At 40.3% G+C, this 15,269-nt stretch carries 15 protein-coding genes and 1 pseudogene; 5 read left to right on the forward strand and 11 right to left on the reverse strand.

The features are described from left to right. Positions 1–64: 64 nt before the first annotated feature. From NQ095_RS03400 to NQ095_RS03430, 7 genes and pseudogenes are all read right to left on the reverse strand, one after another. On the reverse strand, positions 65–529 hold the full coding sequence (locus NQ095_RS03400) for a GNAT family N-acetyltransferase (RefSeq protein ID WP_258262087.1): 465 nt from the start codon (positions 527–529) through the stop codon (positions 65–67). 19 nt (positions 530–548) lie between these two features. Further along, positions 549–1,379: an alpha/beta fold hydrolase gene (locus NQ095_RS03405; RefSeq protein ID WP_258262211.1), complete on the reverse strand. Its 831-nt coding sequence runs from the start codon at positions 1,377–1,379 to the stop codon at positions 549–551. Positions 1,380–1,640: 261 nt separating this feature from the next. Beyond that, a complete protein-coding gene (locus NQ095_RS03410) occupies positions 1,641–2,510 on the reverse strand; it encodes a cation diffusion facilitator family transporter (protein ID WP_309137606.1) in 870 nt (289 codons plus the stop codon). A 351-nt stretch (positions 2,511–2,861) separates the two neighbouring features. Further along, a complete protein-coding gene (locus tag NQ095_RS03415) occupies positions 2,862–3,413 on the reverse strand; it encodes a hypothetical protein (protein ID WP_258262089.1) in 552 nt (183 codons plus the stop codon). A gap of 363 nt (positions 3,414–3,776) precedes the next feature. Next, entirely contained in the window at positions 3,777–5,459 is a 1,683-nt protein-coding gene (locus NQ095_RS03420; RefSeq protein ID WP_258262090.1) for an acyl-CoA dehydrogenase family protein, read from the reverse strand. A gap of 130 nt (positions 5,460–5,589) precedes the next feature. Further along, positions 5,590–5,942, reverse strand: a pseudogene (locus NQ095_RS03425) (MerR family transcriptional regulator). 321 nt (positions 5,943–6,263) lie between these two features. Continuing rightward, entirely contained in the window at positions 6,264–6,812 is a 549-nt protein-coding gene (locus tag NQ095_RS03430; protein ID WP_258262091.1) for a 2'-5' RNA ligase family protein, read from the reverse strand. 239 nt (positions 6,813–7,051) lie between these two features. Here NQ095_RS03430 and guaC point away from each other — a divergent pair, with 239 nt between their 5' ends. Next, entirely contained in the window at positions 7,052–8,035 is a 984-nt protein-coding gene (gene guaC, locus NQ095_RS03435) for a GMP reductase (protein WP_309137611.1), read from the forward strand. Positions 8,036–8,086: 51 nt separating this feature from the next. Here the strand turns inward: guaC and NQ095_RS03440 are convergent, their stop codons facing one another. Continuing rightward, entirely contained in the window at positions 8,087–8,641 is a 555-nt protein-coding gene (locus NQ095_RS03440) for an STM3941 family protein (protein WP_258262093.1), read from the reverse strand. Positions 8,642–8,852: 211 nt separating this feature from the next. Here NQ095_RS03440 and NQ095_RS03445 point away from each other — a divergent pair, with 211 nt between their 5' ends. From NQ095_RS03445 to NQ095_RS03455, 3 genes are all read left to right on the forward strand, one after another. Next, entirely contained in the window at positions 8,853–9,179 is a 327-nt protein-coding gene (locus NQ095_RS03445; protein ID WP_258262094.1) for a hypothetical protein, read from the forward strand. 97 nt (positions 9,180–9,276) lie between these two features. After that, positions 9,277–9,471 carry a hypothetical protein gene (locus tag NQ095_RS03450; RefSeq protein WP_258262095.1) on the forward strand — a complete coding sequence of 65 codons (195 nt, stop codon included), beginning with the start codon at positions 9,277–9,279 and terminating at the stop codon, positions 9,469–9,471. Positions 9,472–9,516: 45 nt separating this feature from the next. Next, complete coding sequence (locus tag NQ095_RS03455; RefSeq protein ID WP_258262096.1) at positions 9,517–9,699, forward strand: twin-arginine translocase TatA/TatE family subunit; 183 nt, start codon at positions 9,517–9,519, stop codon at positions 9,697–9,699. A gap of 90 nt (positions 9,700–9,789) precedes the next feature. Here the strand turns inward: NQ095_RS03455 and NQ095_RS03460 are convergent, their stop codons facing one another. Continuing rightward, positions 9,790–10,590 (reverse strand): methyltransferase domain-containing protein, encoded by an 801-nt coding sequence (locus NQ095_RS03460; protein WP_258262097.1) that lies wholly within the window; start codon positions 10,588–10,590, stop codon positions 9,790–9,792. 182 nt (positions 10,591–10,772) lie between these two features. Then, on the reverse strand, positions 10,773–13,856 hold the full coding sequence (locus NQ095_RS03465) for a GNAT family N-acetyltransferase (RefSeq protein WP_258262098.1): 3,084 nt from the start codon (positions 13,854–13,856) through the stop codon (positions 10,773–10,775). A 267-nt stretch (positions 13,857–14,123) separates the two neighbouring features. On the opposite strand from NQ095_RS03465, the gene NQ095_RS03470 reads away from it, so the two are divergent. Beyond that, entirely contained in the window at positions 14,124–14,468 is a 345-nt protein-coding gene (locus NQ095_RS03470; RefSeq protein ID WP_309137608.1) for a DUF3889 domain-containing protein, read from the forward strand. 81 nt (positions 14,469–14,549) lie between these two features. On the opposite strand, the gene NQ095_RS03475 is transcribed toward NQ095_RS03470, so the two are convergent. Beyond that, positions 14,550–15,095: a helix-turn-helix domain-containing protein gene (locus tag NQ095_RS03475; protein ID WP_258262099.1), complete on the reverse strand. Its 546-nt coding sequence runs from the start codon at positions 15,093–15,095 to the stop codon at positions 14,550–14,552. Positions 15,096–15,269: the final 174 nt, after the last annotated feature.

Genomic DNA, 15,269 nt, shown 5'->3' on the forward strand with positions numbered 1-15,269 from the left:
CAGACATGGCAAAAGATCCTCCTCTATGTGGAAAAGGACACCGAATGAACAGGTGCCCTTTTGTTTAAAGCGATTTGGACATTAACACATTTGTTACTTCATAACCTGTTTTTTGATACAAGGATATAGCTGTTTTGTTATGACCGAATACATGGAGGGATATTTTGGTAATACCTTTCTCTCTTGCAAATGAGTCCAACGCCGTTAAAGCTGCCTTCCCAAATCCTGAACCCCTTTTGCTCTCATGGATCTTAATATCATATATAAATATTTCCCGGGGTTCATTTTTTAAATGAAACCATAAGTTACCTACTATTTCCTTGCTCTCTTCATGAAACAGGATGAACAAATAATGATCTTTGGTTTCCCTTCCCTCAGGTAATAGCTGATTGAATTCCTGCTCTGCTTGTTCGTTTGACGTTTCTTTTTTGAAGTTACCTGCCTTTGTTTTTTCTTTTGCATATTCCTTGATGGACTCTTCTAGCCATTCACGATATGCGGTCTCTGTCATCGTTTTTAATAGAATCATAAAGTGATTCCTCCTTTACTTATTTCCAACGCTGTCTTATTTCCCTTACTACAATTTCAGGGCGGTCCCAATGAAGAAGATGGGTCGTACCGGGAATGCACTTTACTTCTCCCTTGGTCTTGAACATTAATAGGTCGGCTGTCTTTTTACGGATTTCAGAAAGGCTTTCTGGAAGAGATGCTCTTAATAATAAAGCGGGTTTTCTGATTTTGTGATAAATATCCTCAACCTCATCTTTGTGCACGGCACGGATGATGTGACCAGCTGTTTCTCCGCGGGCATGCCACTTATATTGCTGGTTATCATAAAGGAAAAGATCTTGAGCTGCCTCCATCTTTGATGAAGACCAGCTTAATGTTTCACTCTTAACGAGGGCGAGGAAATCTTCCCATGTGTCCCAAGCCTGCTCAAAGTCTTCTTCATAATAAGCGACTTCTTCTTCTACGGTTTGAATGGAATGACGTTTTCCCTGATAACCTCCATCGATCAACATCAATTCTCTGATCTTTTCGGGGTATTTGGCTGCATAAAAAAGAGAGACAAAGCTACCCCATGAATGAGACAGGAAATAGAATGTGTCAATATCAAGAATTTCAATCACTTCATTCAGCCATTCGGACATCCTATTCATTTCATATTCTTCACCAGATTTAAATGGAGTCGTCTTTCCATGACCAGGTGCATCGATGGAAATGATTCTATAGTCTTCCTTTAAATCGTGGGCTATTTCAATAAAGCTGAGGCATGTACTCCCCAAGCCATGAAGACAAAAGATCACGGGTTTCTCAGGGTTCCCCCATTCCGTAATGTGTATTTGCTGAAGTTGTTTTTGTATAAAATAACGGTTTATGATGATCATCTCCTATGTATTCAGGACTGCCGGGCAAGAAATATAGGGAAGTATACTAATCCCCCTATCCCCTATCTATTTTACCATTATCATCCAAGATATTCATGACCTTTCAGGAGAAATAGGTTGTAAGCACACTCCTCGAGTTAAAATGGAAACTAAAAAAAGACCCGAAACCGGATCTTTTTATGGGTATAGGTGAAATGAAATTAACTTGTATATTCGATAGGTGAATCGTCCGTCCATGTCTTCCATCAATTCTTAATTCGGTTCCACATGAACATGCACATCATACACCTCATGCTTATCCATCAATTCTTCTTCTACTTCACTTGAAATATCATGTGCCTGTTTTATATCCAGGGTTGACCTTACCAGGATCACAACATCGACAACGGTGTTATTTCCATAATTTCTTGCGCGAATATCTTTAACACCTTTAACTCCTGGGAGATTGAGGACAGTCTTTTCGTAAGATTCTATAAGCTCTTCATTGAATCCATCCGTTAGGTAATGGGAAGCTTCTATGAAAATGCCCCACGCGGTTTTACATATGAGAACACCGACAATGACGGCTGTGAGGGGATCCAACCAGGGCAGATAAAATTGAGCACCAATGATTCCGATCACCGTACCGATGCTTACCCAAGCATCTGAAAGATTATCTTTTGCTGCAGCCATAAGGGATTGACTATTGATTTTCTGTGCTAATTTTTTGTTGTATCTATAGACAAGATACATGACCACTGCTGCACCTATACCAGTCCATGCGGAAATAAGGTCCGGTGCCTGGGTTTTCCCATCAAATACCGATTGGATAGCATTGTAAAGTACCTGTATCCCCACCACCATCATAATAAAGGAAGCCAGTAAAGAGGCTACACTTTCCGCTTTCCAATGGCCATATGGATGATCTTGATCGGCTGGCTTCCTCGAATACCTTAGTCCGATAAATACCGCAACGGATGCAACGATATCCGTGGCATTATTCAATCCATCTGCACGTAATGCTTCTGAACCGGCTGTTGTGCCAATGAGAAATTTAATGATTGATAATATAATATAGGCAATGATGCTTATAACTGCACCACGCTCTCCCAATTTCAACTGATCATATTTTTCTTGATTCACTATCATAATCCTCCACATTTGATATGTACCTGAATATCATAGCAACCCCTTCCCATGTGGGTCTATAGCAACCTTCTTTAGTGAAGCAATCTTAATATGAAGAGGTGAACAATGTTTCCAAGAGCAAACTTTTATGAAGGCATAAAAAAATAGGACCGCGGATGCAGTCCTGTTTTTTATCGATTTTTGACTCATTTAGCCCGTGAGGAAAGGCAGGCAGGATCAAATGCATTTGATCCTGCCTGCCTTTCCTCACGGGCTACTTTCCAGCTTTGCTGGAAAGCGGGCGAAACCGAGGTTTCGCCCGAATGAGTCAAAGATCTGAGTTTTATCTATATTTTTTTTATGCTATTAATCTACAATATCAGCTGCAAAACTAGGCTTGCTCAATCCTGCTTCTTCGTAGATAGCAGCCATTTTTTCTTCAAATGACGCGAATTGTTCATCAGATGCTGTGTATTCTGCATTTGGTTCGTCTGAAAGATTGGCAGCTCTTGTTTCATAAGATTTTGCAAGGTCATCCAATGCCCCTTGAATTTCATCCTTCTTTGAATCGAGTTCTGAAGGTACTTCTAGTCCATTAACGTCTTCTGCTACAGTTTTAGCAGCTGTTTCAGCCTCGGTTTTAAGTTTGGCAATCTCTTCGGCACTTGGTTTATCTTCTTCTTTTGCTTTGGCTGATTCAAAAGTGTAAATAGCTGAATCATTGGCGTTCACTGTGTTGATGATCTCCTTTTGATAGTCTAATAGAGCGGATTTCATCTCCATCTCGTCCGAATTTGCCTTTTCTTCTGTTGCTTCGGTGTTTGTCTCTTTTTCTTCGGTACTACCTTCATCGCTACTGCACGCAGCAATAAACAAACTCATAGATAGCAAGAAAAAGGGTAATATCAATTTTTTCATCTACAATTCCTCCCCATTCATTCGATCCTACAATTACATATATTACCTTATTCTTTTTTATTTGTAAACAAATGGATATTTTTTGTCTTATTTGTAATTCTTTCATTGGACAGCCATTCCTCATTCCGTACTATGACCCTTTCAAATAAATCGAGGGTACTCTCTATCATATATGTATGGAATTCAGTGTTTTGGTAACGATGAATAATAACAATTGCTTAAAAGGAGGTGTCTTTTTTGGTAACGAAAGAATGTCCTTGTGAACGCTGTACGTGCAAGACAAAAAAAGAATGTGATTGTCCCTGCTGCTGTGAAAAATAAAAAGAAATCCCTGGACGTTGATTCCCGGGATTTCTTTTTTATTTAAACCTCTACGTTCAGCCCGACTATTTCGTCGAAGTATTGAACTGATTTCATTTCCTCATCGATCCATTCTGTTCTTTTCCATGTTTGCTCGATAAAAACATCTGCAATCATGCGTTTTCTTTTTCCGCCAAACGTATATGCATCTTTAAGTGCAATCACACTTTCAAAAATTCGGACCATAAGTTCTGCAATTCTCTTCGCATGATAGGTCTGTGTATCATGATTGGACGTGGTTACCTTTGCCAATAGTTGTTCCAGTTTTAAGATCCCTTCCGTTACGGGGATCGTTAACAATGTGAATTGTTCTGGAACAAGGGATAGCTCTTCTTTCATTTTGGCTAAAAAGTATTCATGAGCCCGGTGTTTATTCAATAATCTCAGAACTTCGAGACCTAAAATATTGGCTGTACCTTCCCATACCGTTAATACCTGGGCATCCCTGAGTAATCGGGGAAGGACGAAATCTTCAATGTACCCATTTCCACCATGAAGTTCGATTGCTTCATGAGAGAAGTGAATAGCCTGCTCCGCTGATTCTTTTTTCAGGATGGCAATTAGCAGCCGAGTTAGAACCGATTCTTCCTCTGTTGTGGGGACTTCATCGGAATCGACTTGATCAAACAAGTGAACGAGATGGAAAACGGCACTGGTTTCCACTTCCTGTTTAGCGGAAAGACGGGTCAAGGTTTCTTTAATCATCGGAAAGTGCGTCAGAGGCTTTCCGAATGCTTCACGATGGAAAACGTAATTTCTTGCTTCGAGATAAGCTCTTCTCATAATGCCGATCGAAGCAATGGCATTACAAATCCGGGATAGATTCAGTGCTTCCATCATATAGTAGATGCCTCTATCCGGTTCTCCAACAAGATAGGCGTTTGCACCTTTGAACTCCACCTCTGCAGAAGGCACTGCCCGGACACCAAGCTTGTCCTTCAATCTTCGAATGTAGATACCATTAAGTGAACCATCCTCCTTTCTCCATGGAACAGCAAATAAACTAAGTCCCTTTGTTCCCTTACCGGATCCTTCTATCCGAGCGAGCACCATGGTCACTCCGCACATGCCGGAATTGGAGGCAAAATATTTTTCTCCCCATAGCTGATAGGCTTCACCATCTTTAACTGCCTTTGTATCATTTGCTCCGACATCAGACCCACCCTGCCTCTCGGTTAGAAAGGTCGCCCCCTCATATAATTCGACTTCTCCCGTTGAAAGGACATGTGGAAGGAACCTGGCTTTCACCTCAGGAGACGCGTACCTCTCAAGAAGGAAGGCCGTTGCCATGGAAAGAGTGACAGGGCAATAGAAACCGGGCTCGGTTTGAGACAAAAGATATCCCTGGGCATAGGAATACATATAATTTCCTTTAGTCCCAAGCTCGGGTATCTCCTTATGAATATATCCGACAATTCCTTTATTGTAAGTTTGTTCAACAGTTTTCTTGTATCCTTCATTCACCCAGACTTCAGAAATCTCTTCTCCGAATCGGTCGTATTTAATAAGCTTAGGCTGTCCTTCACGATCCGTGTGGACGGCCCGTTCATCAATTTCCCTTGCACAAAGCTCGCCGAAAATGTTCAGCTCTCCATCGGCCCATGTAAAAAAATCTGAATCCAGATAGCCTTTAAGGATTTCTTTTAGATGAGGGTCTTCATGATAAAAATTCTCAATCTTTCTCATGGATTCAACTCCCGGTAAGTCATCTCTTCACCCTCGGTAACAACCGCTTGGCGTTTTGGATATTTCCTGGAATTTCGAGACAATAATTCTGAGATATTCATTAGTGCTTCTCCCCTGACTCATTTAATTTTTAGAGGAAGTCATCCCTAAGATCTTCCATTTCAGCTCTCATCGTTTCCAGTTCTTGAATGAAAATGGTTATCTCCGCTATTTTCATGTCCCATATTCGACTGTGCGCTCCAATTGCTTCCTTCCACTCCGATCTTGATCAAACAGGTGAATCATTTCCTTGATTTCCTCTAAAGTGAATCCAAAACGTTTTCCGCGGAAAATTAATTTAAGTCTGGTGACATCACTTCTGGAGTAAAGTCTTCTTCCTGATTCACTCCTTTCAGGTTGTAATAGATGAAGTTCTTCATAATACCGGATCGTACGTGTCGTTACTTTGAATTCCTTTGCTAATTGGGAAATCGTATAAGGCATATTGATCAGCTCTTTGTTAGAAAATTTCGATACTCTCATTTTATCATTGACGTTGACGTAAACTTCAACTGTTTTTTAGAAAATGCGTACTTTTCGATGGTGTTTATTTTCATAAGAAAAGTGGGAATGTACAAAATAATCCAATAGAAGGGAATGTGAATACATAATGCCGGTTCGCTATTGCCTTCGGGAGACCCCTTCACTGCCCAAAAGTGGATTCGTCATGAAGAAGGTACGCTTTATATAACGTTTGCGCATATGTAATCTATACGAAAAAACACTGAAAGGCGGGATATGATCCCGCCTTTCAGTGTTTTATGTCTATCTTAATGATTTAGTGAAAATGATAGGTGCCTCCATACAATCCTCTGAATCGTCAATTAATTCAATAATGGCTATATCCGTTATCTCTGCTTCAATCGTGTCTCCCTTTCCTAAACAATGCTCGAACCCCTCAGCTAATTTTTCAGGGGAAAGTTTATTGGCCAAAGTGCAGTGTGGAATCCAATTGTCAGGAAGATAAAGTGGATTAGCCTGATGATTAAAAGAATGAAAATGATCGTAATGTGATGCGTGAAATTCCAATAGCTCCCTCGTAACTGTCGGAGAAAGAAAAAGTGTGCCGAAGTTCAAAAAAGATCCTACAGTATTAAATGTGATGCTGAAGGGTGCCCTATGTTCATAAAATGTGTCTAAAGATTCTATATATGCCTCTTTGTCTAATTCTGTATAACTGCCTAATGTAATATGAGGACGGGCATCATTGATCTCTTCTTCATAATAAGAAATATTCTTAACCGCCAGTTCCTTCCAAATCCCTTTAATCTGCTCTTCCGTTTTATCATCGAATAGAGCGATGACCCAGTACATAGGCGAACCACCTTTCTTAACATACGGATTTAACATATCCCGTATATTTATACTCTAACACAGTCTCACTCAAGATGAACCTGATGTAAACGCTTAATAATTAACTGAATGAATAGTTTGTCCATAGCCAAAAATTTAATAAAAATCTTTGACATCGATAAGAAAATGATGTAAATTACCTTATGGACGAACATTTATAAAATAAACAAACTTTAATATTCGTGTTTAGGGGTGTAATGATGGATAATGTATTTGATTACGAAGATATTCAATTGATTCCTGCAAAATGTGTGGTTAACAGCCGTTCTGAATGTGATACGAGTGTAACCCTGGGTGGCCATTCGTTTAAACTGCCTGTAGTCCCAGCCAATATGCAAACCATAATTGATGAAAAAATCGCGGTCTATTTAGCTGAAAATAATTATTTCTATATTATGCATCGTTTTGAACCAGAAAAACGTGTGACATTCATTAAAGATATGAAATCACGTGGATTAATCTCTTCTATTTCAGTAGGTGTAAAGGAAGAAGAATACACCTTTGTCGAGCAGCTCGCTGAAGAAAAGCTTGTTCCGGAATTCATTACAATCGATATAGCCCACGGCCATTCCAATGCCGTCATCAATATGATTCAACATATTAAAAAACATGTACCTGAAAGCTTTGTGATTGCCGGGAACGTTGGTACCCCTGAGGCCGTAAGAGAATTAGAGCATGCCGGTGCAGATGCCACCAAGGTTGGAATCGGCCCGGGAAAAGTTTGTATTACCAAGATCAAAACAGGGTTTGGTACTGGTGGATGGCAGCTGGCTGCCCTGAGATGGTGCGCTAAAGCGGCAACTAAACCCATCATTGCTGATGGAGGCATCCGGACCCATGGAGATGTGGCAAAATCCATCCGCTTTGGTGCCTCAATGGTGATGATCGGATCCCTATTTGCCGGTCACGAAGAATCTCCAGGAGAAACGATTGAGAAAGACGGAAAACTTTTCAAAGAGTACTTTGGATCAGCTTCCGAATTTCAAAAGGGTGAGAAGAAGAACGTTGAAGGAAAGAAAATGTACGTTGAACATAAAGGGTCATTAGAACATACCCTGATTGAAATGGAGCAGGATCTTCAATCTTCAATCTCCTATGCAGGAGGAACAAAACTTGAATCCATCCGCACAGTAGATTATGTCGTGGTAAAGAATTCGATCTTTAATGGGGATAAGGTATATTAATCTTTTAAAAAAGGTGGGCATAGCTTGCTCACCTTTTTTTTAATGGTCATACTAAAGTGAATTCGTAGAAGACACAGTTTTCCCCTCAGTAACCATATTCTTATGTGGGATACGAATAGTTATTTCTTCAAGCAACTCTTGTGTCTCTTTTAAATTTCCTATTACAATATTGTATTGGGGATACCCCATTTTCACATTCATCTTTGACATTCGTTTAAGCTTATCAGGCATCTTGTCACGGTATTCCTCTTCATCGGTCAGAACCAGCCCAATAAAAGAATTCCGGTAAATTTCATAAGGAACATAGCTTTCAATATCTTCCCAGCGAATCTGAACCGGTTCATCCGGCAACACATACAAAATCAGATATTCCTTTGTCATACTTACATGAGGTTTATCATTAGAAAGCTTTTTAAAAATCTGAATCAAACAAAAGAAAAAGAACACTCCTCCTAACGCAGCAACCCCCCCAATCAAATAGTTCATTTCAACAAAGAAAAACTCATACGATAAATACATACACAGTAGAACAAATAAAATACAACCAACCGCTATCAAACTCAACTTCTTCTTAGATTCATAAAAATCAACAACATTCTCCTCCATCGCCAATCCCCTTCCATAAATATACATATCAAAACCCCTATACCCGAAAAACCAAGAAGCAAACCTTTATCTTGAGGGACGGACCTCTAAAAAGGTAGAATGCGATCTCTCACTTTCTATCATTCGAGGTCCGTACCCCTGAATTTTTATAGACACCAAAAGAATTATGGCTATAATTAAGTGTAATATGATCTTGGGAGGTGAAGGGGCAATGGCGAGACTTCTGTTAATGGTGCTTCTTTGTATGACATTTATGTCCAATCCGGTTCAACAACAGTCACATCAATCGATATTAACAAGTTTTGATGAAGTGCCTACCATTTCCATTCACTTGATTGTATCAGATGCATCCATGGTTCTCGACACGGTGCCTTCCCTCGTTCATAAACAGGATTGTATTCCCCTTAACAAAACAATCACTCCCCCTGACATGGACTTCGGCATTGAGCTCTTCGTACAAAGTCCATTTTGCTTTGAGGTTTTTCCCGATTCGTTGGGCTTTCTTGAAGTGGTCAGGTCCCATTCAAATTACCTCTGAACCATACATTCATACGCTATCATTATCGAAAATTTTTTCTTCTGCAGGGAAGAAGTTTATTTGTCTTGCATTTTAGGAAAATGGAGGCTCACTAGAAATGAAAGAATATGAATACCGTAAGGAATCCGCTGCTTGTTATCTATTCTGTTCTCTATACCTGATAAGTTTTATCGGGACCATCTTGTTATTTGCAGAATTGAGCGGGAATAGCCTTGTTTCTTCTTTCCCGCGATTTTCATGGGAGATTTTGATTAAATGGCAGGACATTAAGGGAATATTCGACTTGAGATAGTCTGGTGAAGCAAGATAAGACTTTAAATAAAGCGAGGGATTTAAGATGAATCTAGGATTCGGTGAAATAGCGATTATTTTGTTTGTTGCACTTTTGTTCTTTGGACCAAGCAAACTACCAGAGCTGGGTAAAGCCGCTGGTGCTTCCCTAAAAGAATTCAAAAAGGCAGTTAGCGGAATAATGGAAGACGAAGAACAACAAAGTAAGGAAGAGAATAAAAAACAATAGGTAACCATTACGAGGGACGGACCTCTGGAAGTGATGATTCTATCATCATGTATACTTTTTTGAGGTCCGTCCCTCTACCATTCCTACTGACTACTTTTTCTCTGCAATGATCGTGAATAAACCAGGTATGTTATTTTCAATCCCCAATGGAGCATTGGCTGGGAACGCCCATCTTATCCCTGCCTCCTCTTCTAATTGAGTAATGGTCAAGCCTGTAATGCCAATGGCTGTGATGATATCACCCAATGTCCACCTGCGAATTCTATTCTTAGTTGATGGGTGCAATAAATCAGACTTCAATAATTTCCAGAATGCAACATCCACTTCAATTTCACAGTTCCCAAAATAATCCCCTGCTGCCACCATTTTCGTACCCTCAACCGACAGAAGTTTAGTAAGCATCGGATGAAAATCCCTCAAGATGAAAGTCCCGCCTTTTTTAAGCATTTTATTGACGATAGTAAAGACAGGCACTAAATCCACAAAGTAATGTAGAACACCAAGTTCCAAAATGACAAAATCATAATCCTCTTTTTTCTCTTCACCGGGGATTTCTAACAAATCAGAAACGATATAATGAATATCGACCCCAGCAGCAGCTGCCAGTTCCATCGCGTAAATGCTATTTTCTTTCGAAATATCCACCACAGTAACCTCTGCACCCAATAAGGCAAGGGACACTGCCTTATTACCCTTTGACCCTAGTAAATTTGCAATTCTCTTCCCTCTAATTTCTCCCATATGATTTAAATATTTCAATACCTTTTGTTGGGGGTTCTTCATAAGTGTAAGAGCATAGTCCTTTGGCAATCCATGACGATTGACCCAGGCTTGATAAGCACCTTCATTCCATCCTGCCCTATTAATACTACTAAGCTCACTTTGCCTCAAAAATTCCACCTCCAGAATAAACGGTAGAGGGACGGACCTCCAATAACTCTCCAAAAACCCTCCCCGTTCTTTATATAATCAGGGTCTTCCATTGAAAAGTAACACCTTTTTAAGGTCCGTCCCTCCTCTTTAAACCAAAAAAAACGCGAACCTGCATGGAGTGCAGGCTGGTTCGCGCTGAGTTAACTAAATGTGATGTTTTGCAATGTCTTAAGGCTTTGGGTGTCTGTGTCCTTCAGTTCTCCGTAGAAGAGGATACTTGGCTCTATTTTAATGATTTCTCCTGTTGGAGCCGACCACTCTTTCGTTGAAGCTACTAAAAGTGCGTCTTGATTAATATACGCTTCTGACATCTTTCTATTAGCAGGATGAACAAACGTCATCATCTCTTCCCGTTCGTCAGATCCCAACGTTACAAATGGTGTATCTCTTAATACAAATTCTTCCGACCCCGCATAGTATTTATGGAAAACTCCTTCTGTTGGAAGTGTAATGTAACTGGATTGTAACGTCTCTCCCAGCTTGAAGAAAGCATCCAGATCCAGTATTTCTTTGTCGATCGTTTGCCCTGAATGTTGATGGATTTCCGCATAAACGGCAAGCACCGGTAGTTCCGACAGAGTCAAGGCGTATTGGCGTAGAATGACGCCTTTCATCTTCTCGTGTTGCTTAAACTCAGTTGTTATACTGAGGCCGGACCAATGGTGACCGTTATGATCCACTTTCGTCACTGATTCAATCGTTGTATTTTCTTTCAGCATGGAGTACGCACTGACATTTCGGAAGGAGTATGCGATCCCACCGCCCCAGGGGTTCCACCAGGCACGTGGACCCGGCGTCGGGTATTGATGATCAAGAACTTCATTTCCATTTAAACTTAATGAATAAATTCCCGGATAGTAATCTGAAGAGGCCTTAAACGAAACAATCCCATTGTCAACAGACCAAATATCATCATTTTGTACGATCTTCACATCACTGTTTCCTTTAACGAATTGCAAGGAGTCCATCCTCGCCGTTTGACTCTTAGCAATGAATTCACCTGAAATCCACTTTACTCCAGGAGAATAATGTTCAAGTTGAAGGTTTACATGAGTAAGGCCTTCGTCTTTCAGCACCTCTTTCACCAGTGTCTCATCATCGTGCTGAACGGTTAACGTTCCATGAATATAAGGAGTCATCATGGATTGGAATGAATAGTCCTCTTTAATCCCTAAGGAAGAGACAACGTCTCCATTTGTTTTTTCGAAAGCATAAAGAGGAAGCTCCTTCAATTCCACGTCTTCCCCTGTAATGAATTCGCGCCACTTGGACCAGTGATTAGAAACATTGACGCCTATCTGTATCGGACCTAAACATCGCTCCTCATGGGCTTGAAGCAAATCCATTTCATATTCCAAAGCCATCCGCCAATCATCTTTTCTGAAAGCCGCATTTTCCGGCCAGGCTAAACCGATCGTATCTCCTTTTGCTGCTCCTATAAACATCCACCGCTCGGAGATAGCTTTGTCATCGATATATTCAACAAATGGAACCAGAGACTCATTTCCAATTAAGACTCCATTGTTTTGAGGGACAGCCAGCCCTTCAAAATTTGTGAACACGGGTTGAATCAAGGAAAGATTTTTCTTATCCTCATTTCCTTTATTCACGACCTCATGCTTGACTTCCACTAGCCCCTCTCCATACAACTTGAAATATGAGTTGAGTAAAATGGATGGAAAGGCTTCTGATAACAGTGATGTTTTAATAACCAATGCCTCTGGTAACTCGATGAATTCAATGGAAGACGCTTCTTTCTTTGAAAATTCTTCATTGTATGGTTTGCCGAATTTAGGAGTGAAAAAAGCAATTGGATCCCTGGAAAATGCAGTGGAGCCAATTTTGACCATATGGTTTCTTTTTTCGATTTCGACAAAGTGTGGTCCATTATATCCAAACCAGTGCTCGTCTGTTTCTCCGCCGAATTTAGCCCCGAACCCTGGGAATGCAAATCTCAATGTAGTCGTAAAGGAGGATTGGTGTCCGTTTTCCCATTCGACCTCTACAACAATTTCCTCTGAAAAAAACCCATTTTTTAACAGTTGAACTGGGATTGGAATGGAAATTTTCCCTTTGGCGCCGATCCGCTCAATCACATCAGACTTTTCCCAACATATCATTTTATTCTCAGGCAGTTTCACTGTCCAAGTGGTATCTTCGCCAACCTGACTTTCGAGGTCGAGATAAACGGTTCCTTTACTAAGGGGTCTCCAATTCCTTTTCACAGACCTTACGTTCACTTTGCCTGCCTGCTTGGGAGATACACCCATTTTAAGTGAAAGAGCTTGTTTATTTATTTTGAAGTCAGCCCCGATCGTGTGGTGGGTTTTCCATGGACCCGGGTTACTTTCCGGCATAGAAACCGTTACAGGATAATCCTTCATCCATTTGTTTTCCACCAGAAAGGTATCTTCGAAATCATGTTCAGCTATCAGTGACGAAACACCTTTTAAAGAAACCTCAATAGGTTCCTTGCTACGGTTCTCAACATGATAGCTTACATAGTGCTCTTCATTCTCCAGAAGTTTGAATTCAGGCAGAATCATCTGAACTAAATAATCCTGGGTTTCAATTAACCGAATTCCCCGTCCCGTGCGTTCAAATTGAATACGGACAAATTCTTCGCCTGCTTCCCACTTGTATTCATAATACGTATGGTCATTAACCTTTAAAGCATCCGGTTTGATTTCAATCAAACGCTGACTGGTTTCATACCAATCATGTTTCTCGAAAAAAGACTTCAACAGGTCGATTTGAAGCACCATGGGGATGAAATTCATTAAATGGACCGTATCATCACGGTCTTCCCAGAAAAATCCGCATTTTTTATAAAGTGGCACTGCTTTTGTATTTCCCGGCCAGGTAAACAGGTCAAGTCTTGGCCATTGTAATTCCACCGTTTTCTCGACCGCTTTTAACACTAGCTGTTTGCCGATTTTTAACCCATGATACTTAGGGTGTACATTTAGTAACGGGATGTACAAAGCACCTTCATCTTCACGATATTCGGAAAGTCCGCAGTACCCTGCGACCTCATCGCCTATCATGGCTAAAAATAAATGAAGATTGGTGGAACTGGCTTCCTTGTCCTTTACATCCTGTTCTGTTGTAACGGTGGAATCCCCACCCCAATTTTCACGGCTTTCATTCCACATTTTCGCGATTCCATTTGCTAAACCTTCATGATATTCTACGATTTTCACTTGCTGAAGCGTTGTCTTCATAATATCCTCCCAGACTATGTTTTAATTGAAAGAACCTCATATTCATTCATTTTTAGACTTGCATTGACGATTGGAATCACCGTCATCGCCTCCTTTCGTTGTGTTGGAAAGATTTTCTTCCCACATCCACAGTTTAAGATTTTATGAGGGTTAAGTAAAGAATATTCTAACTTAAAAAATAATTCATTACCCCGAGATTGGATTGAATTTGTTAAACGGGAATAATTTCAGACAGGTAAGACAACCCTACAAGGTAAAAAGAGGGTAATGCTTTTGAAATGGATCCGGCTATTTTCAACTATTCTTTGTTTGATGCTTATGACGAATTTGTCAATCGGTGACGGCAGTCAGGTTCTTCATGCGCAACAGGAAATTCCGTCTTATGCCAAATGGGGAAGTTTTGCTGTTAGAAAAACGAAAGAAAGGTATCCTGATGCAGCCATCGTGGATTATCTTCACATTGGAAAAGAATATGGAACAAAGATTTCAACTGAAAAATTCAAGCTTTGGTTAAAGCAGGACGGAAAAGAATTCGGAGTGTATGTTGATATCCAGTTTAAAACTGAAACTGAAAAACTGATCGATATTAAGTTCAGGAAAACCGATCGATAGTTTTCAAAAAAAGAGATCGCAGGATTTATCATCCTTCGATCTCTTTAACACATTAATTAGAGTCGTTCTTTCTTTTGTATCTTATAGCTCTTCGTTTGATCTGTTTCTATGTATTTCCGTGGAAGCAGTGGCAACTCCAATGATGATTCCATCCTGATTTAAGAGGGGATGGGCGTAAACATTGTATGAGATTTCGCCAGATGTTAGTGGAATTGTAATGACACGACTGATTGGCATCTTTTCAGATAATACCTCTCTCTTTAACTTCATCAAGGCACGATTCCCTTCATTGTCCTCCAGTTCCACATCTGTTTTTCCTATATGATCGATTGGAATTAAATCAGGAGTATTGAAAATCCACGTATAGCGCAATTGAGTATCGCAATGAGCCAGGATGACAGGAGCATTTTGTAAGGCGATGGAGAATGGATTCTCCTCCAGGTTAAAACTTGATGCATGAAAATCTAGCACTTGACCTAACTTGATCGTCACTTCAGCGCTGGGTTTCCGGATTCCATTTTCTATTTGGGCATAATAGGATCTTTCAATAAAGGCTTTTGCGGCTACTTCCTGCTGCGTCATCTTTTTCCTTTTTCGCAACTTAGTGAGCCAAGTTCTTTTATTCAACCCTCAATCCCCCTCCTGAACCGTAATGACAGAAAAGCAACTGTATACTGCATGTTAGAAAGTGTCTGAACAGACACTTTTTCACGTGTTAATCTTCTGTATAATTAAATTGTAGGAATCTATCAGTCATCATTCCTTCACTTCTAATGGAACACCTTTTCACCTCAATAAATA

Origin of the sequence: Rossellomorea sp. SC111, from assembly GCF_024733565.1 — a bacterium.
In the GTDB taxonomy this organism is placed as follows: domain Bacteria; phylum Bacillota; class Bacilli; order Bacillales; family Bacillaceae_B; genus Rossellomorea.

Bases quoted from the DNA above. Each gene is read 5' to 3' on its own strand.
- NQ095_RS03430 (WP_258262091.1), bottom strand. From the start codon at position 6,812: ATGTACTGGGTCATCGCTCTATTCGATGATAAAACGGAAGAGCAGATT.
- NQ095_RS03400 (WP_258262087.1), bottom strand. From the start codon at position 529: ATGATTCTATTAAAAACGATGACAGAGACCGCATATCGTGAATGGCTA.
- NQ095_RS03440 (WP_258262093.1), bottom strand. From the start codon at position 8,641: ATGGAGGAGAATGTTGTTGATTTTTATGAATCTAAGAAGAAGTTGAGT.
- NQ095_RS03450 (WP_258262095.1), top strand. From the start codon at position 9,277: ATGAAAGAATATGAATACCGTAAGGAATCCGCTGCTTGTTATCTATTC.
- NQ095_RS03455 (WP_258262096.1), top strand. From the start codon at position 9,517: ATGAATCTAGGATTCGGTGAAATAGCGATTATTTTGTTTGTTGCACTT.
- NQ095_RS03420 (WP_258262090.1), bottom strand. From the start codon at position 5,459: ATGAGAAAGATTGAGAATTTTTATCATGAAGACCCTCATCTAAAAGAA.
- NQ095_RS03445 (WP_258262094.1), top strand. From the start codon at position 8,853: ATGGCGAGACTTCTGTTAATGGTGCTTCTTTGTATGACATTTATGTCC.
- NQ095_RS03470 (WP_309137608.1), top strand. From the start codon at position 14,124: ATGCTTTTGAAATGGATCCGGCTATTTTCAACTATTCTTTGTTTGATG.
- guaC (WP_309137611.1), top strand. From the start codon at position 7,052: ATGGATAATGTATTTGATTACGAAGATATTCAATTGATTCCTGCAAAA.
- NQ095_RS03415 (WP_258262089.1), bottom strand. From the start codon at position 3,413: ATGAAAAAATTGATATTACCCTTTTTCTTGCTATCTATGAGTTTGTTT.
- NQ095_RS03465 (WP_258262098.1), bottom strand. From the start codon at position 13,856: ATGAAGACAACGCTTCAGCAAGTGAAAATCGTAGAATATCATGAAGGT.